We start from the raw sequence: 22434 nt of genomic DNA, 5'->3' as shown, positions 1-22434 counted from the left end.
GGGGACGGATCACTGCCGGGGAAGCGGTGCGCGTGGTCCGCCGGTGTCCTGCATCAAGTGCCGCGGCGCTGGCACATGAAGATTCGGGCGAATGCGGTGCCACCGGCCATCAGCGAACTCCGGAAGGGGCTGTAGGAATTTCCCCACTGCGCTTGGACCCCGACGCCCTATCTTTCAGCCACGACGCCGCGTGCTATGCCCAAGGGAACGTCTCAAATCGTGAGATCGCTCCTGTGCCCCTCGAGCTGGCCCTAATTTTTGTTCTGCTGCCCCTTCTGATCGCCCCGACCACGGCGAGGTGTCTTGCCGTGGTCATGGCCACAACTCGTCGGGAAGCGAGGACATCCGACGTGTCCGTTCGTCATCAGCCACCATCCGCCGTCCGAGCGGGGAGCGACCCAGGAACGAGCCAACTCGGGAGGCAGGCGCTAACGGCGCACCGTTCGCCTCCGATCCAGGCGCCTTTCACGCTCAGCCGTCTCGATAGCGAACGCAGCGCCATGCCCCCCGAGATCCGGGGAGGCCGCCTGGTTATCAGCGAGACGACCTTTCGCCGGAGAGGAGCCAAGCCCCTTTACGCCAAGGTCGACCAGGTCTTCCAGACGACTGCCGGACAGCTTGTGCCCGTCGAGACCAAAAACCGCCTCTACCTCACGCCAGGTGACGTTGTGCAGCTGTCGGCGCAGGCGACTGCGCTGCGATCTGTGTACGGGTCAGCCGTCGCCCGTCACGGATACCTGCGCGTTGCACTCGCCGGCGGGGTAGGGCGCTACTTTCGTTATGACCTTCTCGATGACGCGGCCATCGACAGGTTGGTTGACCGCTATCACGCACTAAGGGATCGAAAGGGGCGACCACTCGCGCGGCCGGGCCACCGCAAGTGCGCAAGCTGCGTGTTCGTGCGCCCGTGCAAGGCCCAGCGTGGACGGTGATCCGCTTAAGTCGTTGCAGGCCCCTGAGATCCTGGAACGGGCAACACCGCAACCACGCAGTTTTCCGAAGGGGTTGCGCCCCTGATGGGCGATGGCCCGGACCTAGCATGGCCGCAACTCGCCATCAGAGAGTCCTGTGAGGCTGATCCTTTCTTCCACCACCCTGCTCGCGATCGTGTGCCTCCCCTTGGCGCACGCGCAGAGCATCCGTCCGATGGGGCCGGAAGCGATCGCCAAGATTGGAACAGAGGTCGCACCCCCGGCACCTGAGCCGGTGGCCTCTCCCCCCCGTGCCCCCGAACCGAATCCGGTCGCGCCTGCTCCCGTACCGAGGCCAATGCAGGCTCCGACGATGGCGCCGCCGACTGCCGTCGCTGCCAGGTCAGCTCCTGCCGCCGTTGTTCTCTCTCCGATGCTCCCTCAGCAGGAGAAGTCGTCCGGACCTGCGGTCCCATCGCCGGCGACCGTCGCGCTGGCACCGGTTTCACCGTCGGCGCCTGCCGTCGAAACACCGCGCTTCCAAGCCACCAGCATCCCGGCAGGCGTCCGGCTGTCGGAAGGGCTGGAGCGCTTCGTGATGTCGCGCGGCTGGACGCTGCGTTGGCTGATCGATGAGGACTACATGCTCGACAGCGAGCTGCCCATTCCCGCCATGGATCTCATCGAAGCGGTCACCTGGGTGGTCCAGACGTACCAGCGCCGCGGTGGCATGCAGAGCGCGGTGCCGCACTTCCACAAAGGCAACAACGTCGTCGCGATCCAGCCGATGGACGTGAGGGATCCTCAATGAATCGACTGGCTGTCATGACGCTCGCGATGGGCGTCACCCTGGCACTGACTGGATGCGTGTCCGGCGAAATCCGTCGTGATGCCGGCCGCAACTTCACCGAACAGGATCAGTCCGCTCAGGACCTGATCCGCAATCGCTCGGCCCGCCAGCCGGTCGCCGGGCCAGTGGTCACCGACGCCCCGTACGTGGACGTCAACCCGATCCCGGTCGCTCGCCGCGATCCACTCGCGTTCTCGCGGGTCGTGAACTTCAGCAGTGCGTCGAGCGACATGTCGCTGCACGTCTTCGCACAACGCGTCGAGTCGATGACCGGTGTGAAGGTCCGATACCAGGAAGAGCTGGCCAACGTCACCTACGCAGCGCCTGGACAGCAGCCGAGCGGCTCGCCCCTCATGGTGAGCGGCATCTCGCTGCCCATGCTGGATTCGACAGTCACGCTGCCAGGCGGGGCAGGGCAGGGACAGGCTCCGTCCTTCCGCATCAACTACAACGGAACGCTCCGAGGCCTGTTCGAGCAGGTCGCAGAGCAGACCAATTCGCACTGGCGCTGGAATCCGGCGGGGTCGGTCGTCGAGTTCTACCGGTTCGAGTCCGAAGCTTTCCGCATCGCCGCCGTCCAGGGCACCGGCAAGACCCGGTTCGAGCTTGGCGGAAACCAGAGCACCTCCGAGGGCGGGGCGTCTTCGCTGAAGCTCGCCGACACCGAGGCCACGCACGAGACGCCGGAATCGCTGTGGGCCGATATCGAGCAGACCGTCGCCAAGCTCGTCAGTGCTGACGGTGCGTTCCAGGTCAATCAGGCCGCCGGCATGGTCATGGTGAGAGATCGGCCGGACCGCATGCGCGTGGTGCGCGACTACCTCAACACGCTCAACGACACGCTGAGCCGTCAGGTCGATATCGAGGTCACGCTCTACCGCGTGAACGTCAACGACCGCGACTTCCGCGGGGTGTCGTGGGACGGCGTCTTCCAGAGGCTGATCAACAGCTCGCAGTACAACATCGGCTGGTCCAACGTCCGCCCGGACGTGGTCATGGAGCGCGCCTCGAGCGCCGTGATCCGCGTGCCGGAAGTTGACCGCAATGGCGTGCCCAATCGCTACGGCGGATCGCAGGTGTTCTTCGATGCCTTGTCGACGCTTGGCCGCACATCGGTCATGCAATCGACCTGGGTGATGACCACAAACAACCGCGCCGCGCCCGTGAAGTTCGTGCGACGCAACAGCTATCTGGCCGAGACGGTCCCGACCTACGCGACCGGCGGCGGCTCAGCGGTGAATACCGGTGCAGGCTTGACCCCAGGGTCGGTCGAGACGGGCCTGAACATGTACCTCCTGCCGCACGTCCAGGACGACGGCAAGCGGATGCTGATGCGAGTGATGGTCTCGCTGTCCACGCTGGATTCCATGGAGCGTGAGTCGAGCGGGGAGATGTCGATCCAGCTCCCACAGGTCTCGGCCAACGAGTTCGCCAACGAGGCGTGGCTCAACTCGGGCGAGACGCTGGTGCTCACCGGCTTCCAGCAGCAGGACACCCAGAACACGACGAGTAGCCCGTTCGGCCGCATGTGGGGCCTGGGTGGCGAGCGCACGGTCGCCAATGGCCAACAGCTGCTCGTGATCGCGATCACCCCCGTCGTCTCGGCGGCGCGCAGCAGGATCTGACCGCATGAAATTCCCTTTCCTTGCCATCGTCATGGGCGCAGCACTGCTCGTGCCCGTCGCTCATTCCAACGAAGCGCTCCCCATGCCCGCGCCGGTCCTTGGCGATGGGTCTCCGCCGGCGGCGGACCGCGCCGTGAGGGGTTTGACGGACGAAGAGCGCGCCTTCGCATCGAAGGAGTCTTCCCTGATCCAGCAGATTCGGCTGCTCGAACTCGAGCTCGAGGTCGCGGAGCGGCAGGCGAAGCTGACCGAGACGAATGCGCCGGCGCCTCATCGTGAAGTGGATCGTCCGGTCGATCTGGTTCAGGCCTCTTCTGCCCCGAGCGATGTGCCCTCGATCCGCCTGCTTTCGACCTGGGGGACGCCGGGCGCCCTCCGAGCCGAGATTCGTCATGGGTCGCATGCACGCACCGTGCGCGAAGGCGAGGTGCTCACCGCCGGCATGACGATCAAGGCAATCCGGGCCGGCGAGATCGAGCTGCAAGACCGCGACCGCGTGAAGACCTACAGGCTCGACCCCTGATGCGCATCATCGACCACGGCAAGGTCAGCTACGTCCTTGGTCTGAAGTGGACCGAGACGGATGGCGGTGACCCGCAGGCACACCTGCGCGACCTGGTCGGTGCGCAGCGCTGTGTGTTTCAGGCCATGGGCAAGCGGCGCCATCGCCAGCCCGTCGGCTACACGACCGATGTCGAACCGTTTGTGGGCAAGAAGAAAGCCGCGAACCCGGTCAGCTTGGTCGCGGCCGTACTGGCTCTCGGGCAGGACGGTGTCTACCTCTACGACCTGGATGACGGGCACGCGTGGTTGTGCATCGTGCACCAGGGCAAGGTGCTCTCGACCCCGGAAGGGGCGGAATCCGTGCTGCCCACGGCTCGGGCGACGACAGCTGCGACGCAGATCGCGCGCAACGTCAACGTCCCGATCCGCTCGAACATCGAGGCGGTCGGCAACGAGTCCTTTTCGATCGACGTTCTCCCGGCAAAGGGCCGGAAGCTCCCCGGCATGCGCGTCTCAAGCGCGAGCAACAACCTGGTGGGTGGCCTGGTGCTGGCGGCCGTCGTCGCCGGGATCGGCTACGGCGCGTGGACCACGTTCGCGGACCAGAAGCCCAAGGGATCGTCCGCAGCAGTGCTGGCTGAGCAGGAGCGCCAGGCGTACGCCTCCAGCGTGACCGCGTCCATCCCGGCTCTGGACCAGGACCCGGCATGGATTCTGGACGCCTATCGGATGGCCGAGACGAACTTCCCGTCCCTGGTGGAAGGGTGGTCGCTGACGAAGGTGGCGTGCGAGCCGGCCATGTGCACGGGCGTGTATGAGATCGCCAAGCAGGCAAGCGTCTATTCGTTCGAAGGACTCAAGGAACGCTTCGGCGCCCATCGCGTCAGGCTGGTCCAAGGCCAGGAGCAGGTGAACATCTCGATCGAGCGCGAGAGTTCCCCGCGCATCTGGAGCGCAGAGGAGATCCTCGACCCCGTCCGGCATCCGATGGACCTCGTGGATCTCCACGGGCTGCTTCGCGTGCGCGTGCCTCAGGTCAAGGTGGAGCCCGGCTTCAGCATTTCCGAAATCGACGTCGGGCCCCGGCCGGTCCTGGTACGGCCGATGACGCGCGAGTTGATCGTCACCAACAACAGCAACCGTGCCAGCGCCTCCACCGTGGGGGCCCAGGTCGAGGTGATGGGCGATGCCGGGTTCGTGCCGGTCGCGCTGCTGATGAACCAGGGTGATGAGTCGACCGCGGGCTGGCGGATCGAATGGGTCCGTATCAACGGAGCGGTGTCGTGAGCCTTGATGACATGACCCAGGCCGTGGCGCCAGGCGCCGAACACGTGGTGGACGTCGACCTTCCGGGCGCCGTAGGCCTGTCGTGGCTCACCGAGCGCGGGATCATTACGCCTGAGGTGGCCCAGTGGGCTCGCACGGTTGCCGGGGTGACCGACAGCCCGCTCGAGGTGCTCAAGGGGAAGGTGAGTTGGGCGGATCTCCACGAGGCTGCGATCCTCGATGGCGCCCCGTTGCCGGTCGTCCGCCTCGTCGAGCTTCCTGAGTGGACCACGATCCTCAATGACGAGGGCGGGCCCCTTGGCTGCTCGATGCGCGCCCAGCGCGTAGCGGTCATCGCCAATGACAAGGAGCCGACCGCAAACGGCGTCCTCCGCTGTTTCGTTGTCCACGCCCACGACGCCCCGCAGCACGAGGTTGCGGCCGCGGTGGTCCTGGTCCTCGCAGCTGGTCACCACCATGCCGGCACCATTTCGGTCGAACGCGAGATCGTGGCCAACGCCTACGGCGAGTGGACCGGTCGCGGCAAGAAGTCGGCGAACCGGGCAGGCGGCGACACCGCGGACCTGCACGCCGAATTCGACGAGATCTGCGAGCGGGCCATCGACCTGAAGGCGTCGGACATCCACATCGCATCGACCGGAAACACCGCCGACATCCGTGTGCGCGTGGATGGCGAACTCGAGCATTTCCGCGAACTCACCGCGAAGCACGCCCTCGAGCTGTGCGCCTCGATCTACAACACCCTGACGGAATCTTCCTCGGTCAAGGACGGCTTCAACCACAACAAGCCCCTCGACGCCTCCATCGAGCGCTCCCTTCGCCAGGGTCTGTACCGCTTCCGCTTCTCGAACATGCCCAAGGCGCCATCCGGCTTTTCGGTGACGCTTCGCATCATCCCCATCGGGGTGACGACGCGCCGTCAGAGTCCAGAGCAGCTGGGTTATTCGGCTGACCAGGCGCATGCACTCGAGCGCATGTTCGCAAAGACCGCCGGCTTGATCCTGTTCGCCGGTACGACGGGGTCGGGCAAGTCCACGTCGATGGCCAACCTGCTGCGCAAGGTCGCGGAGGACCGGCCGGGTAAGAAGATCCGCTCTGTTGAAGAGCCGGTGGAGTTCGTGATTCCAGGTGTCGACCAGCACCCGGTCACCCGCATCTCAGGGGATCGCAGCGACTTCCTCATCATGCTGCGGCAGCTGATGCGCGCCGATCCGGACATCATCATGGTGGGCGAGATCCGCGACGGCGACACCGCGGAACTTGCCATCCAGGCAGTGCGCTCGGGCCACCTGTGCGTGTCCACCATCCACGCGGACGGCGCGCCCATCTGCTACGACCGCCTGGTCGGCATGGGCATCAACCGCCTGGACCTCGCCTCGGTGAATCTCATCGCGGGCTTGGTGTACCAGAAGCTCGTCCCTCTCCTGTGCCAGGAGTGCCGGGTACCGTTCGCCAACGTGCACAACAGCCGCGCCCGCGTGGGCGACGATCTGATCGACCGCGTGCGCCGCGTGACCCGGGGGAATCTCGACAGCATCTACTTCCGGGCCGAGGGGGGGTGCGACGCCTGCCGCCAACGCGGTGCGGTGGGCCGGACCGTCTGCGCCGAGATCCTGCGCCCTACACCCGACATGCTCAATGCGGTCGCCACTGGTGACTCCCGCGCCCTCTGGAAGCTGTGGCGAAAGACCATCCGACAGGATGATCCCCAGCTCATGGTGGGCCGCACGGCGTTCGAGCATGCCCTCGCCAAGATGTCGCAGGGTCTGGTGTCGCCCGAGGATGTCGAGAGCGAATTCCATTACCTCGATGAGGCTCTCTACGAGGGCCTGGAATGAACGCGATCTCGGCCATCACGGACCTCCAGGACCGGGTGCTCGGTGGCATGTCCATCGAGGACTTTGTCGCCAAGAAGTCGTTTGGCGTGCCGAAGCGCCTGACCCTGTACCGCCAGATCCGAGACTTCGTCAAACAGGGCCAGCCGCCGTACGGCACGATCAACCGGATCGTCGAGGTGGGCAAGAAGCGCCTCGAGGTCCGCCCTGGGCTGCCGGGTATCGCCGACCGGATCAGCAACGTGCTGTCCTCGGGCAAGCGCGGGCTCAAGGGACGCATCTTCATCCTCGAGCAGACGCTTGCCGACATGGATGAGGGTAAGCAGGTCGCCGATGCACTGTCGCGGTGGATCCCCCGCGAGGAAGGCGAGCTGCTGCGCACGGGCGAGGCAACCGACCGCCTTGTTACGTCCCTCGACGAGCTCGACACCCTCCTGACGCTCAAGGCTGACCTCTCCAAGGCCATCTGGAGCGCGGTCCTGGGCCTGCTTGTACGCATGGGCGTGCTGGTCGGGATGATGGCCTACATCCTCGGGACTGTCCTGAGCGAGGTGAAGGGGCTGGTCAGCGACGACATCTTCGACAAGCTGATGATCGCACCGGCCTACTTCTCCTTCGGCAACGCGTTCCTGCAGTACGGGCCGGTCTTCGCGCTGTTCCTGGTCGTCGTGGGCGTGGTCGTGGCTGTCAGCCTCCCACGCTGGAGGCCTGACGGGATTCGCCGGGTGCTTGATCACAGCATCGCGCCCTACACGCTGTACGGAAAGCTTCAGTCGGCAACGATGCTGCTGTCGGCGAGCGCGATGCTGGAGTCGGGACGACAGTTCCGCGAATCCCTCAACAGCGTCAGGTCCAACAGCGACCCGTGGCTAAAGACGCACGCGCAGCGGGCACTCCGGCGGCTCAACGACGGCAACTCCGATGCGGAATCGCTGCAGATCGGAATGCTCAGCTGGGAGCTCGAGGACGAACTGCGCGTCTACGCCATGCAGGACGACTTCAAGAAGGTCCTGCGTGCCATCGCCGAGTCCGCAATGCGCAGCGTGCTGAATTCCGTCAAGACCATGGCCAACGTCATGAACGTCATTTCCATGCTGCTTCTAGCCGCTTTCATCCTGTCCACCGTGTTCGCTATCGGCGAGATCGCGATGGAAGCACAGACCTCTGTCCAGAACGCCACAAAGGGCTGATGGGCGCCCCGCGCAACACCACCACCACGTAGGAGCAACACAGTAATGAACGCAGTCGTCATGAATCGAGGCCGCATCGGTCGCAGGAACCAGAAGGGAATCGGGCTCATCGAGCTGGCGATTTCGTTGGCCATTGCAGCAGGTGTGCTCTGGGGCATCTTCAAGGTCGTCGGGACAGTCAACGCAAAGCGGCAGGTAAGCTCGCTCGCGCAGTCCACCACGATGATGGGCAACGACCTCCGTACCAAGTTCAGCGAGCAGGGCAACTTCGCGGGACTCACGACCACGACCTTCATCCAGCTTGGTATTCCGCCGGAAGAACTGGTCACGGCAGCCAACACACTCGAGACCGGCTTCTCGACGCCCATGACGGTGGCCGCGGCGAACATCAACGGCGTGGCTAACGACGGCTTTGCGTTCACCTTCAGCGACTTCCCGGCGAAGTCCTGCGGTGACTTCGTGATGGCCGTTGCACCGAACTTCTCGCGCGTGACCATTGGATCGACGGTCGTGAAGAACATGGGCACGGGGTCAAATGACCCGGAGATCACGGTGGCCGACCTCGCGAATTGTGCGGGTAGCAACGGCGTCGTGAGCAGCATCGTGCTGGGCCAGGGCCGCTGATCCACATGAGGGCACGTCGGTGGGTGGGTCCACGCTCGCAACGCGGCGCGATGCTGATCGCGTCCGCGTTCGCGATCGCCATCATCGCCGCAGTCCTGATCGGGTTCATCCGCTTCGAGGACCGCCGGCAGATGGTGTCGACCGCTAGGGCGGAAGGCGAGCAGCTCGGACAGTTCGTCATCGGCCTGCGAGGGCTCATTGCAGACGCCCAGGCCGAGCCGGCGCTGCTCCCCGCCGGCGCACAGCATGGCGTCAACTGGCTGAAGGCGCCGACCTGCGGCGGCCTTCCCACGAACCGTGTGGAAGGCTACGTCCCGTGTGGCTTTGCCGGGGGCAGGTTCGCCACAGGGACGAACGGGTACCGGACGACGTTCTCCCGCAACGCACTCACCAACGAGATCGAGGCACGCACGCACTTCGTGGTGCCTCGCTTCGATGGATCGAGGAGCGCGGGGGCGACCAACAAGCGCGCCATCCTGCTCGCTGAGCACGTGGTGCAGTCGGCCAAGTCGCAGCAGTCAAACCCCAACAACGGCACGTTCTTCAACGCCTTCGCGAACGTGCCCGAAACCGCGAACAGTCCACACAACGTGGCGGTCACCTCGGACCCCGGCGCCAACTCAGGCCGCGTGGTCGTGGTGGTGAACAACGCACCAAGCCATGACATCTTTCTGCGCACGGACGGCACGAACAAGATGCTGGCCAACCTGGACATGGGGAACCGATCGATAGCCAACGCGCTCGATGGCCGCTTCCAGGGTGACGTGCGGGTGGAAGGACGGGTGCAGGTCGACAGCGGCCTCACGGTCAAGCAGGGAATCGCCGATTTCCAGGATGGCGTCGTGGCCAACGAGCTACTGCTGACGTCGATTGGCAAGCACGCGTCCGAAGGCATCTATGACGCGCAGATCTATTCGGGCGGCAACGAATACCAGATCCCGAAGCCGAACTGCGCCCAGGCCGGCAACAACCCCGGGATCTACGCTGCACTCCAGAGCACCGGTACGCCGAACCAGTACGGCTACGTCGCGGACGCCCTCTACGAGTCGCGTGTCGACGTCATGGACGGGGGCAGTTACTGGCTTGTTCGTCCGATGGTGCAGGGCATGCGCTTCGACCTGGTCCGCCAAGCGAACGACATCGTCCTGCGTCGCAGTCTGCAGTCCGTCAATGCGAGCGCAGCGCGCATCCTCGTGATGCGCCGTTGCCGCTGAAGAACACCAACCAAGGAGCGCTAATGAAAATCCAGCATGGACTCGTCGCGATGCTGCTCGCTGCACTGATTGCCATCCCCGCCTGGCAAGTTCACTCTCAGAACCGGAGCATCGACCCTACCGCGGAGCTCGATGACCCGAAGAAGTGGCAGGATGTCGCGCCTGCGCGTGGAGGTGCGCGAGATTCGACCTTCAGTGGGGCATCGGGAGGAGTGCATTTTCCCGAGAGCCGCGTGACCTTGCCCAGCAAGTGTGAGCTTGACCCCCACGCCTTTGGCTGTCCGTACTTCTGCGATGCAAACCCGCGGGGGCAGGGATGTCCCCAGCCACCCGAGCCGGCACCACCCGCCGGTGGCGGGACCACTCCGCCGCCAGTACCGGCGCCCAGTCCGGTGAACCATTGCGGCCTGCCGGACGATCACCCGTGGCTGCTCAATCCGCCGTGCCCGCCGACGGCAGGTGGATGGCATTGTCCAGGCGGGAACCATATCGTTTGCCCATAAGACCCAACCCAGACGATTTGCCGCTAGGTTGCGCAATCCGATCCAACGATGCCGACGATAACCTCGTCGGCATCTTCTTTTGTGCCGCAGCGGATGGACCTACCACCCGAGTTCACCGGCGACGTTGTCGCGTGCATCGCGACTGCCGCAAACCACTACAGCGTCGACCCACAACTGGTGCTTGACAGGCTCCTGGCCCGGAATTCCGCCAAGTCGGCTGCAAGCGCAATCGGCCGATTCAGCCTGAGCCTCGCAGAGCTGGAAGATGCCGGCATCTCGTCCACGGTTCGCCAGGCCATCTCCACGGATGATTGCCTGGGCGCCTCTATTGCAGTCCTGGTCGAAGCAAAGGCTCTCCGTGAGAGCTCAGCGGGCGCCGCAAGCACTCAACCGTCGCATGGCGGGTCACCCCTGATGACCGTTGCGGTTTCCCCCGGACCGCGGCAAGGCCCGAGATTGCCGCGTCTCGATGCGAGGGGCGAGGCTTGCGTTGATGCGGCTGCCGGTGCCTACCAGCTTCCAAACGCGATCTTCCGGGCGGTCTTGCGCACCGAAGGAGGGTGGCAAGGGCTCCGGAAGCGCAACTCGAACGGAAGCTATGACCTGGGACCAGGCCAGATCAACACGATCCACCTACCCGAGCTGCGGAAGTTCGGGATCAGCGAACAGATGCTCGCCGACGACGTGTGCCTCAACGTCCATGTCGCCGCATACCGCCTCCGCGTGGAGATAGAGCGCGTCAAGGATGTGTGGCGCGGGGTCGGCAACTACCACTCCAGAACCCCGCACCTCCACAACGCCTATCTCGCGCGTGTCCGGTCTCACCTCTGAGGATCCCATGCTGGAAGACGTCGCCAACCTGAAGCCCATCGGTGCCCACGAGCTCGAGCTGATCCGTGACATCTACCTGCCACTGCACGCAGACACGCATGGCAAAGCCGCCATCGGCATGGATGCGGCGATCGCCTTCACCGGTACACCGCACGCACGCCGCCTGTTCGTGCCCGAGAGCAGGGAGGTCATGGACCACCTGTTTCGCGTGGTCGAGGCGGTGGACATTGAACTGCAGAAGGGCGCGACCCGATTCCGTGTCGAACACGACGGCCGCAGCTACCGCGCCCAGTGCGGACAAAGTGCCACCGGCCGGGACATCCAGCTCCGCGTCCTGCCGGCCTCCGTGCCGATGCTCAACGAGCTGCAGATGCCAGCCACATGGCGGGGGATGATGCTGAGCGACACCTTGTTCGGGGGAGGGCTTCTGCTGATCGCCGCGCCCCAAGGACAAGGGAAGACCACGACGGCATCCAGCCTGGTTGCGAGTCGCCTGAGCCGTTTCGGCGGAATGGCCAACACGTTCGAGGATCCAATTGAACTGCCGCTGCAGGGTGTCTGGGGCCAGAAGGGTCTTTGCATCCAGCGGCCAATCGAGATGTCCGACTCGCCGGGCTATGACTCCTACGGGCACGCGATGCTCAATTCCCTGCGCCAATTCCCGGTCGTGGGCGGCACCACGATCCTTTTCATCGGCGAGATCATGGACGGGTCGGCCGCCGTCGAAGCACTCAAGGCGGCTGCAAATGGACACCTCGTGGTGGCGACCATCCATGGTCGAAGCATTGAGGCTGCGTTGCGCCGCATGGTGATGCTGTGCTGTACGCGCCTGGACGGCATGACCGAGATCAGCATTCGCGAGCTGTTGGCAGAAGTCCTCCGCGGAATCTTCCACCAACGCCTGGTGTGGACCCTGAAGGGGACGGGCTGGTCCGCGGCGGAGATCGAGGGTGAGTTCGCCTGGTCGGAGGAACCGGACACGCCGGTTGCTGACGCCGTGCGCAGCGGGAGCGTATCGGCACTGCGTCAGGCGATTCGCGCGCAAGCCGGGGTGCCCGGTAGCGCCCATGTGGGCGGCGACGTCGTCGCGGGAGCCTGAGCATGTGGATCAATGCTTTGTCGGTCTTTCGCGTCGAGAATGCGGACACCACCGAATGGGTCAAAGCGTTCTCGTCATTCCCTCTGGTGGACCCGGTGGGCGGGGAACGCAAGACGTACGGCTTCACGCCGCTCGGTGAGGAAGAGCTGTTCGTCGACCAGATGCACGACTACTACGCCTTCGTGGGATCGCTGGCGGAACGGATGCTGCCCTCAGAGGCAGTCGATCGAGAGGTCATCAAGTTCAAGAACGCGAATCCGGAAAGGGCGGCGGCGGGTGGCGACGCCGATAAACTGTGGTGCGAAATCGAGCAGCGGATGCTGCCGCACGCGGCCATCAGGGAAACTCGAACACCCGCCGTCTTCTGCGCGAAAACCAGCCTGCTGTACGTGTTCGGGCAGACCAAGTTGGGCATGGAGGCGCTGCTGACGTCAGTGCGCAATGCGCTGGGGTCCTTCGTCTGCATTCCGATGTCTCCGAGCATTGAAGTGGCCGGCACACTCACCGAATGGATCTCCAAAGAGACGCCGGACGGCATCGCCTTGGGAGAGGACGTGGTCTTTGAAGTCAGTGATGGATCGCGAACCACCATCATTGGCCAGGACCTCAAGGGAGAGGTCGTGCGCAAGCACCTGGACGCTGGGGAGCGAGTCAAGCGCCTGAGCCTGGTCTGGCGCGACGAGCTCGTATTCGAGATCAGCGAAAAGGGCGAGGCCAAGAAGATCGGTCCTCCCGGTTGCAAGATGAAGCCGAGGACGGCCGTGCTGCACTGGCCAGAGATCATGGAAAAGCTGCCAGCCTTTGTTCGGGAGTTGGGTGGCCACCTGGGATATGAGCTGGACGCCTTGGACCCGGGCGGAGAGGATCTGGAGTCGCCGTCCGAGGAAGAGAGCATTGGCCCCGTCGAAACGGAAGCCGCACCTCTGGACAGTCCGAGCGCCGCGGCGCCAGGGTTCGTGCCCCTCGTCGTTCCCTCGGTCGAAGCTCCTGCCGACGTCGTGCACGCCATCCTCGACAGGCTCGCGTCCCGCCACCCGCCGGATGGGATCGTCATCCTCAAGCGACCGGCGGATTCCTACCGCGCCGTCTACTCCTGGGCCGCTGACAATGGCATCCAGGTCGAATTGGCGGCGTGGGGGGACGAGCTCGCCTGGCCCTGTGCCGCAACCGCCCTGGTCTGCACGGCCTCCGATGAGCAGGTCATCCAGGACATGCGCGCCTTGGCGATCGATCACGGTTGCAAGGTGATGGTCGCACGCGAGTAGCAACCTGACGCCCCAGAGCCGCGGTTGCGGCGCAGTTGGAGCCTGGGGCGATTCGAGAATGGCGTCGGTCTTCTGGATGCCTGCCGCATGTACCGCCTACTGCTCACTCTCGCTCTACTCGTTGCGTCGTCCGGGGTGGACGCTGCACGGCTCTCCTCTGACAGCGAAGCCACGGCGGTCTGCATGCGCGACGCTGCTGCCCGCTTCAGCGTGCCGGAGCTTGCCCTGTGGGTGATCCTTGATGTCGAGGCAGGCACGGTCGGAAAGACCACCCCGAACTCGAACGGGACGTATGACATCGGCCCCATGCAGATCAACTCGTGGTGGCTTCCCCGGCTGGCGCAGAGGGGAATCACCGAGGACATGGTGCTCAACAACTTGTGCATGAACGTGTCGGTGGCAGCGTGGATCTTCGCCCAGGAGCTCAACAGGCACCGCGACCTGACCAAGGCCCTGGCCCACTACCACTCCCCGACCGCGCATCATCAGCGGCGGTACCTTGGTCTGATCGTCAACGCGATTGACCGCCGCATCAGCCGTCTTCGCCGCGAAGGGGGCGTCGCCACGAGATAGAGCCATCATGGATTCTGAAGCTGTTCTACCGACCGATCTCCACGACATCCTGGCCGAACTCAAAGTCCACCTCGAGCCGAAGGGTGTCTACGCGATCCGGACGCATTACAGGGTCACCAGCGACGGAGCCAGCCGCCGGCACCTGGTCCTCGATTTCCCGGCGCAGGCCGAGCGGCATCTGATCATGTCGCCGCGCACCAGCCAGCGGGAGCTGGCGATGGGTCGGATGGAGAAGTACACCGGCATCACCGGTGACCAGGCGCATCGCGTGCTGGACCTTGCCCATGCGCTGAGCGAGATCAACGATCTCGGAGGCTGGGCATTCACGCCCCCGGACGAGGCATCTGAGCGCACCACCATGGACGCCCGCCAGATCGCGGGCCTCGAGTACACACGCTATCCCGACCTCGCCGACCTCTATGACCTCATCGACCGGCGGGTCGGTGGGACGGTCTCGAGAATCGAGATGGTCAACCAGAAGATGGGCCGCGGCGCGAAGCCGGGCGTGCGCTGGGCTGCCTGGCAGTACTTCTACGATGCCGACGGCAGACAGATCGCCGCCCACCAGCAGCACGTTATGAACATCCTCGCGGCCAATTTCGTGAGCTCGGAGGAGGCTGCCCGGGACCAGAGCGATTACCACCTGCGGGGTCTTGGCAAGCAGCTCAGGCTCGGGCCGGACGCGGTGGTGATGCTCAACATGCTCCTGTCGAACGCGCAGCAGAAATTCGGCATCAATCGGGTGGAGCTGGCGCGGTGAGCCGGAGGGCATGGGCGAAGTGGGCAGACCAGCAGCCCACTCGAGTAGCTGCAACCAGCCCCGACATTTCCCATCTGCGCGTCGTTCGTCCGGAGACTGTCTCGGAGCGGTCTGATCGTCGGGTTCGCGAGATCGCCGAAGTCGCAACTGCCGACTTGGCGGTTCCACATGTCCAGCATGTCGACATCGTTCCCGTTCCCAAGCCGCGGATGACCCGGTCGGACCGATGGAACAAGCGTCCGTGTGTCCTTAGGTACCGGGCCTACGTCGACGAGCTGCAGCTCAGGGGCGCGAAGCTGCCGTCTCGCTACAGGCTGGAGTTCGTGTTGCCGATGCCGGCCAGCTGGAGCGAGGAACTGAAGTCCGAGATGGACGGTAAGCCACACCTCGTCCGCCCGGACACATCGAACCTGGTCAAGGCCGTTGAGGACGCCCTGGTGCCGCGAGACGAGCGGCTGCACGACATCGCAGCGACCAAGGTGTGGGGCCGAAAGGGTTCAGTGCGCATCCTGCGCGTCGTGTAATTTTCGGGCGGCCGCTCATCGGCAATCCTTAGAAGGTGAGCATCCGTCGTCCCATGCTGAGTTCAACACCCACTCCGACGCTTGAGCAGGCGCAGGCCATCGAGTGCTTTCGTACGGGCGAGAGCCTGGCCATTGAAGCGCTTGCCGGTACCGGCAAGACCACGACATTGCGACAGCTCGTCGAATGCGGTTCGCCGCGCGGTGGGAAGATCCTCTACACGACGTTCGGCGCGAAGGCAGTGAGCGACGCCAAGGCACGGTTTCCAAAGACCTGTCGTGTGGCCACGAATCACGGCCTTGCATGGGGCGTGGGCACCCGCTATGCCAACGAAGGCCGGCTCGACAAGCGCGGGCTCAAGGCAAGCGAACTTGCACACCTGATGGGCTGGGGCGACAGCACGTTCGCACCATACGTGCGGGTGTTGGGTGGTGCATACGGAGTGATCCAGACGTTGGCCGCGTACTGCCATAGCGCAGATGACGATGTTCAGCTACATCACGCGCTACCCGTTGCGATCCGACTGTGCCGTAACGACCACGCCAATGCAGGTTCGCTGGCACGCGTCCTCGCGGCGTTCGCGGCGGAGGTGTGGCAGCGTGCCGTGACGCCCGGAGAGCGAGTGCCGGTTACGCACGACATCTATCTCAAGGAGTGGGCGCTGAGTCGGCCGCACCTGCGTTTTTCTACGGTGCTCTATGATGAAGCGCAGGACGCTAACCCAGTTGTCGTGCGTGTGCTGCAGGAGCAGGAGCACGCGCAGCTGGTGATCGTAGGCGACCGACGTCAAGCCATCTACGGCTTCCGCCATGCTGTGAACGCGATGGACAGCTTCCCGGTGGTGCATCGCACGCATCTCACGCGCTCCTTCCGGTTCGGGCCTGAGATCGCCGCAATCTCGAACGCAGTGCTCATTGACCAATGTAATTCGTCGGTGCTGCTGGAGGGTGACCTCGAGCAACCCGGAACCATCGGCCCAATGCCCGACCCTGCCTGCGTACTCGCTCGCAAGAACGCCACGCTGATCGGCGAGGTATTCGGAAGCATGGACCGTGCGAAAGCTGGTGAGCGGTTCGCGGTGATGGGCGGGGTGGGGGAACTGATCGAACTCGTTGACGGTGTTGCGCAACTGCAGCGAGGCGACTCGACAGCCGTGCCCGACCTCGCGGAGTTCGACAGCTGGGGCGACGTGGTGGCAGCGTCCGACATGGAAGCGTATTCGCACCTGCGCATGCTCGTGCAGCTGGTGAACACCTACGGCACGAGGGAACTGTCGGGTCGGCTTGGCCAACTGCGCGGCAACGAGCTGCAGGTCGAGACGTGCAAGACCGTGTTCTCCACTGCCCACAAGGCGAAAGGTGCGGAGTTCAGCAGCGTGCGGCTGACCGACGACTTTGTCCCAAAGGGGCCGGACGGCAATCCTGAAGTGCACGGGTGGTCACCCGAGGAAGGCAACCTGCTCTACGTCGCATGTACGAGAGCGCGCCGGCACCTCGACATGATGGAGTGCGAGGCCGTCACATCGTCCATGGCGCGTGCCTGGAACAACGTCCCGAAGCCCGACGTCACGTCCGCCAAGCCGGTCGCCGACGTCAGCAAGGAGGATCCCTTCGCGGTGCTCGATGAGCCCCGCGTGCAGCTCGTCGCCGTGGATGTCGCGCCCCGCTTCGGCCTGCGCGAAGGTGACTGGCAACATCCGATGATCAAGGAGGGTGTTGTCACTGTCTCCCCGCATCCGATGGGCACCGAGGTCATCGTCCGCGCGTCGGGGTACATCCTGTTCCAGGCTGCTGGAGAGGTGACGGAACTGGGACGCAACCACATGCGCGTAACGGTCAAGGTTGGGAGCGCACAGCTCGACGTCCCACCCGAAGCGGTTGTCGTGTCCATGATGGACGACGCGATCGTTGATGCTTGAAGTGGACTCAATCCCGATGCTGCAACCTCTGCGATTTTCGCCATGGTTGGGAACGGACATGAGGCGCGCTGATCGGTAAAGTTTCTCCCGTCGGCGCCCCCTCGCTGACAGCCCCAGCAGTCTCTTCTTCGACTGCGCCCCAGCCGGTGACCCCCCACTGGCCGACAGCCCCGCTCCCCTAGGCGGGGCTGTTTTTTTGTGCGCGCGCCACGAACGGCGCGTAACTATCTGGACCAGGCGCCACTGCTTTAATAGGTCTATGAGCAGCGAAACAACCAGCGCACCCATGAGCGTCGTCGAGCCCCGGCGCATCGTTGTCCGGCCATCGTCCTGCGCCGTACACGCGGCGGCGCTCGCACGAGGCTACACCCCGCTGCAGGCGTCGATTATCGCCAGGCGCTTGCCTGACTCGATGGCCGAGTCGTTCGAGAACGTCGTGCGACCCTCCCTTCGACAGCTCGATCCGCCTGATCTTCTTCCTGACATCGACATTGCGGCCAGACGCATCGCACAGGCGGTCATCTGCCAAGAGCCGATCCTCATTTGCGTGGACCACGACGCGGACGGACTCTCGTCCCTCATGGTCATCTACGGCGCACTGGCGGACGTCATGCGGGTCGATCCTGCGAGGATCCACTGCTACAGCTCTCACCGGATGCGCGAGGGCTACGGCGTGTCGGATGGTGTTGTCGATCGCATCCTTGCCGATGGCCACGCCGCCGGCGTGATGATCACCGCCGACCAGGGGTCACAGGACGAGCCGAGGATCGGGCGGCTCGCCGCGGCCGGTATCCAGACGGTGGTAACCGACCACCACGGCATTGATGGCGCGGGGCCGCCGAGCGCCGTGGCGTGCGTGAATCCGTGTCGCGACGACTCTCAATTCCCCGACAAGTGCATAGCCGGCTGCCACGTCGCGTGGCTCGTCATGGCGCATGTGCGCCGTGAGCTGATTCGCTGCGGGCATCTGACGGAGAACGCGCCGAAGCTGGGCTTCCTGCTTCCATTCGTCGCCCTGGGGACGACTGCGGACTGCGTGAGCTTCGCTCGAAGCAGGAACAACCGTTTGATCGTCCAGCACGGACTGCACTTGATCAACACGCGGCCCGATCCGTGCTGGGCTGCGATGTCGCAGGTCAGGGGTGTCACCGGCCCGATCACGTCCGAGACGTTGGGTTGGTCGTTCGGCCCGATGGTCAACGCAGGCGGACGACTGGACGATGCGCTCCCGGGGTTTTACCTGTTTCGCGCTGGCACGCTCGATGAGGCGCTGGTGTATGCAGAGAAGCTCCATGCGTCCAACAACGAGCGCCGGAGCATCGAAGGAAAGATGCGTGATGTCGCGCTCGACGAGGCGGTGCGCCAGGTAGCCGCAGGCGCGCGTGGTGTCTGCGTGTGGCTCGAGGAGGGGCACAGTGGTATCCACGGCGTCGTCGCGTCCAGGCTGACCGCCGCTGTTGGCCGCCCGGCGATGTGCATCTCCCCCAAGCAGGGCGAGCACGGCGTCGTGACCGCTTCTGCCCGTGGCGTGCCCGGCTTCCATGTGCGCGACGCCTTCGCTTGGATCGACACGCAGGCCCCGGGCATCCTTCTCAAATACGGCGGACACGAGGGGGCGGGCGGTCTGACGTCTCTCGAGGAACATATCCCCCGCATCCAGGCCCTATGGGCTCAGGTCGCCCTGGAGCAGGGTGTCGAGGTTGGCCCCCAGATCCAGACGGACGGCTCGCTGCCCGGACCGCCGAGCCTGTCCACGCTCGCGGAACTTGCGGTCCTCGAGCCCTACGGCCGTGAGTTCGACGCGCCGGTGTTCTCTCAAGACGCCACGCTGGTGTCCCACCGTCGGGTTGGGGAGGAGGGTAAGCACCTCCAGGTCCAGCTGCAGATCAACGGGGAGACCATCAAGGGCATCTGGTTCTCGCCCGGCGACATTGGGTGGTCGCCACGTCCCGGCGATCAGGTGCGCGTGGTGTTCACTCTGTCGGCCAACACATACCGGGGCCGAACCTCATGCGAGGTCCAGGTGCAGCACATGGAACAGGCAGGACCTGTCTGAGAGACCAGGGCGGTCGCGGCCAGTTGTGAAGGCCAACCTACCCGATTTGCGTGGATGTTGAGCCGGGGGCGGCCGGGTGGACTCGCATAGGATCGATCGTGGTCTACCGCCAGAGTCGCAATGAAACGAAAGAACGATGGAATCCGGCAGCCCGTCATCACCCCCGGTGAGGCGTGGCACCTCGGACGCATGGAAGCGGTGAAGGAACTGAGGCTTCGCCTCCCGCGCATCGACACCCACGCCACTGAGGTGCTGGAGTCCATCGAGGACGCGGCCGTCATCGGGTACGGCAAGAGCGCAAAGCACTACCCACCGCAGACGCTTCCGCCGGACTTCGTGTTCGACAGCTACCTCGACATGCCGGTCGTGGTTCGTCCTCATGAGCCGGTTCCGGGCTGGGGAAAGATCGAGTTCGATCCAGGGCAGTCCGGCAAGCCGATCAGCCTGATCACCCCCTATCGCTTCGTGGACGTGGACAGCCTGCCGGAAGGCACGCGCCTGGTGGCCATCACCGATCCGCGTCATGCTGCGCTGGCGTCCGTGGTCGACGTACTGACGTGCTTCCGCAGTGCACTGTCCTTTGCTCGTGTCGCAACCGGGCCGGATGAGGCGTCTGCACGCATTTGGGACATTGTCCTGGTACAGCTGCAGGCCGGTCGTTACGCCACGGCGAGCCTGCCGCCCGACGAGTTCCATGGCTGGTCGAATACCCGCGTGCAGCCGGGTGATCCGTTCGGCATCCCGAAGCTCGTGGCCGACAGTGCAGCGACCGCCCGTGCCCAGCAGGCGTTGGCGCTGGAGGCGTGCGCGATGTGGCTCGATGCGGCCAATACGGTCGCGGGCCAGCGCGATGACCATTTCGACACCTTGCAGCGCGAGGTCGAGGACGCCTGGACCGTCATGTCCAAACTGCTCGAATCCTCGAACCGGATGGTCGTTGGCGAGGACTGGGAGCACGTCGATGCAATGCCGGTCATGCGGCATGCCAGGGGGCGGATTCCGCTCCTCGCCATCGTGCCCAAGGACAAATCGGCTGAGGTCGTTGCCAAGTTGCTAAGGCAGGCTTCGGAGTAACTTTCGACGTCGTCGCACCTGCCTATAACGGATAGCAAGTCACACCGGAGAGCGACCACCTACAGACCTGAGCGACACAACGCGTCGGACGCACAGGAGCCGATGCAGACCCTTACTGACTAGAGAGAAACAGATGGCACGCTCACGCAACTTCGTCGAATTGATCGGCAACCTCGGCAACGATCCCGACGTCAAATACACCCAGGCGAACAAGCCCGTTACCCGTATCAGCGTCGCGACGTCCGAGCAATGGAAGGACAACGACGGCAATCCCCGTGAGAGGACTGAATGGCACCGTGTGGTGTTCTTCGGGAAGCTCGCTGAGATCGCGGCCGAGTACCTCAAGAAAGGCTCCCAGGTGTTCATCGAGGGCAAGCTGCGTTACGAGAAGGTCTCGACCGACGATGGCGATCGCTACTACACGGACATCGTTGCCGACGAATTGATCATGTTCAACGCGGCTGGCGGCGAACGCCGTGAGCGGAGCGACGACGACCGACAGTACGACGAGCGTCGCGACACCCGTTCGAACAACAGCGGCGGTGGCCGTAGCAGCAACAGCAGGCAGAACACCACCCAGCGTTCCAGCCGTTCGGAGGATGGCAACCGCGGGCACAGGAGCCGCGAGAACTACGAGCATGCATTGGAGCGAGACGATGGAATTCCGTTCTAGACAACACTTAGTTGAAACAGTTGAGAAAAGAGAGCAGAAAAGCCCCGTGGATCGGGGCTTTTCCGTTTCTAGAGGGTGCTTGCGTGGTTGAGAAATACGGATATAGTCATGCGTACTTAGAAAAAGTTGAGAAAGGCAATGGCCACCCTGTCGCTCCATGTGCTCGAAGGTGGTGAGCGAGTTCCATTGCTCCACGATGAGCAAGGCGTACCGCTGTTCTATCCAACTCTGTTTACCACCTCGCAGCTACGTAATGCAGGGGCGGCTGTCAACACCATCCGAAACAAGCTTGCCGATCTGATCGTTCTCCTGCGCTGGGAGCAAATCCATGGCCGGGACTTGATTGCGGAGTTTGGCCGCGGGCGGTTTCTCACTATCGCCGATGTAGTTTCGCTGCGAGATTTCGCGAAGCTCAACATGCGACATGTGCAGTCCGTTAAAGACGGGGCAAAGCAAAGGAAGCGTGTCGGAGTGGGCTTCCTTGAGTCACACGTTGCCTCAAGTTCGGCCCAGGCCGCCGTTGGCGCCCAGCAGCACTTCAACCGATTGAGTACCTTTGCGGACTATCTGGAATTCACGGCGTCGGTCGTCACCCAGCACCAGAGCTCACGCACGACGGAGCAGGAAATTGGCCGGATGGGCAAAACCATCCGCAAGCACCGACCACGTGGAGTGATAAGGCAGAGGGACGAGGATTCGGACCCGAGTTCGCCGCCCTCTGAGTTAGTCGAGCGTTTCATGGCGATCGGTGCCGAGTGCGATCCGCGAAATCCATTCCGGAACCCGGACATCCAGCTCCGAAATGCCATCATTTTTGGGCTGTTTCGACACACCGGGATGCGACGCGGGGAGTTGTTGAGCCTCCGCCTTGATCAATTCGACTTGGGGCATGAGCCGTTAGTCTGGATCCGTCGCAATCACGACGACAAGCACGACTCCCGCCGTCACCAGCCGGTGGCTAAGACGAAAGAGCGACCCATGCCGCTGTCAGACTGGACCGCCCAGATTTTCATAGACACTCATCGGCCGCTTTGCGCGTAGCGCCTTTCGAACTCTACCGGTGAGACATCGCCAGCGGAACCATGCCGACGAACCGGGTTGTAGAACATCTCGATGTAGT

20 protein-coding genes are annotated in these 22434 nt (G+C 64.1%); all 20 read left to right on the top strand.

Annotated features, from left to right (window positions below; translation table 11 throughout):
* Positions 1-500: 500 nt before the first annotated feature.
* On the top strand, positions 501-932 hold the full coding sequence (locus LDO11_RS08300; RefSeq protein ID WP_232141114.1) for a PD-(D/E)XK nuclease family protein: 432 nt from the start codon (positions 501-503) through the stop codon (positions 930-932).
* 352 nt (positions 933-1284) lie between these two features.
* Entirely contained in the window at positions 1285-1722 is a 438-nt protein-coding gene (locus LDO11_RS08295) for a TcpQ domain-containing protein (RefSeq protein WP_232141113.1), read from the top strand.
* Positions 1719-3386 (top strand): secretin GspD/PilQ domain-containing protein, encoded by a 1668-nt coding sequence (locus LDO11_RS08290; protein ID WP_232141112.1) that lies wholly within the window; start codon positions 1719-1721, stop codon positions 3384-3386. Before LDO11_RS08295 ends, LDO11_RS08290 begins: the two co-directional genes overlap by 4 nt.
* Before the next feature lie 4 nt (positions 3387-3390).
* Complete coding sequence (locus LDO11_RS08285; protein WP_232141111.1) at positions 3391-3909, top strand: hypothetical protein; 519 nt, start codon at positions 3391-3393, stop codon at positions 3907-3909.
* Positions 3909-5177: a type 4b pilus protein PilO2 gene (gene pilO2 / locus LDO11_RS08280; RefSeq protein WP_232141110.1), complete on the top strand. Its 1269-nt coding sequence runs from the start codon at positions 3909-3911 to the stop codon at positions 5175-5177. The genes LDO11_RS08285 and pilO2 overlap by 1 nt, the downstream gene beginning before the upstream one ends.
* Complete coding sequence (locus tag LDO11_RS08275) at positions 5174-7015, top strand: GspE/PulE family protein (RefSeq protein ID WP_232141109.1); 1842 nt, start codon at positions 5174-5176, stop codon at positions 7013-7015. The genes pilO2 and LDO11_RS08275 overlap by 4 nt, the downstream gene beginning before the upstream one ends.
* On the top strand, positions 7012-8202 hold the full coding sequence (locus LDO11_RS08270; protein ID WP_232141108.1) for a type II secretion system F family protein: 1191 nt from the start codon (positions 7012-7014) through the stop codon (positions 8200-8202). The genes LDO11_RS08275 and LDO11_RS08270 overlap by 4 nt, the downstream gene beginning before the upstream one ends.
* Before the next feature lie 45 nt (positions 8203-8247).
* Positions 8248-8826, top strand: coding sequence for a type II secretion system protein (locus tag LDO11_RS08265; protein ID WP_232141107.1), 579 nt, complete (start codon positions 8248-8250; stop codon positions 8824-8826).
* A gap of 50 nt (positions 8827-8876) precedes the next feature.
* On the top strand, positions 8877-10040 hold the full coding sequence (locus LDO11_RS08260; protein ID WP_232141106.1) for a hypothetical protein: 1164 nt from the start codon (positions 8877-8879) through the stop codon (positions 10038-10040).
* 551 nt (positions 10041-10591) lie between these two features.
* A complete protein-coding gene (locus LDO11_RS08255; RefSeq protein ID WP_232141105.1) occupies positions 10592-11374 on the top strand; it encodes a lytic transglycosylase domain-containing protein in 783 nt (260 codons plus the stop codon).
* Between the two features lie 7 nt (positions 11375-11381).
* Complete coding sequence (locus LDO11_RS08250; RefSeq protein WP_232141104.1) at positions 11382-12473, top strand: ATPase, T2SS/T4P/T4SS family; 1092 nt, start codon at positions 11382-11384, stop codon at positions 12471-12473.
* Positions 12474-12475: 2 nt separating this feature from the next.
* Entirely contained in the window at positions 12476-13738 is a 1263-nt protein-coding gene (gene rdgC, locus LDO11_RS08245) for a recombination-associated protein RdgC (RefSeq protein ID WP_232141103.1), read from the top strand.
* Between the two features lie 183 nt (positions 13739-13921).
* Positions 13922-14311, top strand: a complete 390-nt coding sequence (locus LDO11_RS08240) for a lytic transglycosylase domain-containing protein (RefSeq protein ID WP_232141102.1) — start codon at positions 13922-13924, stop codon at positions 14309-14311.
* A 7-nt stretch (positions 14312-14318) separates the two neighbouring features.
* Positions 14319-15071 (top strand): hypothetical protein, encoded by a 753-nt coding sequence (locus tag LDO11_RS08235; protein WP_232141101.1) that lies wholly within the window; start codon positions 14319-14321, stop codon positions 15069-15071.
* Positions 15072-15280: 209 nt separating this feature from the next.
* A complete protein-coding gene (locus LDO11_RS08230) occupies positions 15281-15595 on the top strand; it encodes a RusA family crossover junction endodeoxyribonuclease (protein WP_232141100.1) in 315 nt (104 codons plus the stop codon).
* A 35-nt stretch (positions 15596-15630) separates the two neighbouring features.
* Entirely contained in the window at positions 15631-17511 is a 1881-nt protein-coding gene (locus LDO11_RS08225) for a UvrD-helicase domain-containing protein (protein WP_232141099.1), read from the top strand.
* A 286-nt stretch (positions 17512-17797) separates the two neighbouring features.
* Positions 17798-19567: a single-stranded-DNA-specific exonuclease RecJ gene (locus tag LDO11_RS08220; protein ID WP_232141098.1), complete on the top strand. Its 1770-nt coding sequence runs from the start codon at positions 17798-17800 to the stop codon at positions 19565-19567.
* Positions 19568-19687: 120 nt separating this feature from the next.
* Entirely contained in the window at positions 19688-20641 is a 954-nt protein-coding gene (locus LDO11_RS08215) for a hypothetical protein (protein WP_232141097.1), read from the top strand.
* Between the two features lie 133 nt (positions 20642-20774).
* On the top strand, positions 20775-21314 hold the full coding sequence (gene ssb, locus LDO11_RS08210) for a single-stranded DNA-binding protein (RefSeq protein ID WP_232141096.1): 540 nt from the start codon (positions 20775-20777) through the stop codon (positions 21312-21314).
* Between the two features lie 138 nt (positions 21315-21452).
* Positions 21453-22355 carry a site-specific integrase gene (locus tag LDO11_RS08205; protein WP_232141095.1) on the top strand — a complete coding sequence of 301 codons (903 nt, stop codon included), beginning with the start codon at positions 21453-21455 and terminating at the stop codon, positions 22353-22355.
* Positions 22356-22434: the final 79 nt, after the last annotated feature.

The sequence above is a fragment of the Alterluteimonas muca genome (assembly GCF_021191595.1).
In the GTDB taxonomy this organism is placed as follows: domain Bacteria; phylum Pseudomonadota; class Gammaproteobacteria; order Xanthomonadales; family Xanthomonadaceae; genus Luteimonas; species Luteimonas muca.
The sequence above is the reverse complement of the archived record's forward strand: the minus strand, read 5'-3'. Positions and strand labels throughout refer to the sequence as shown.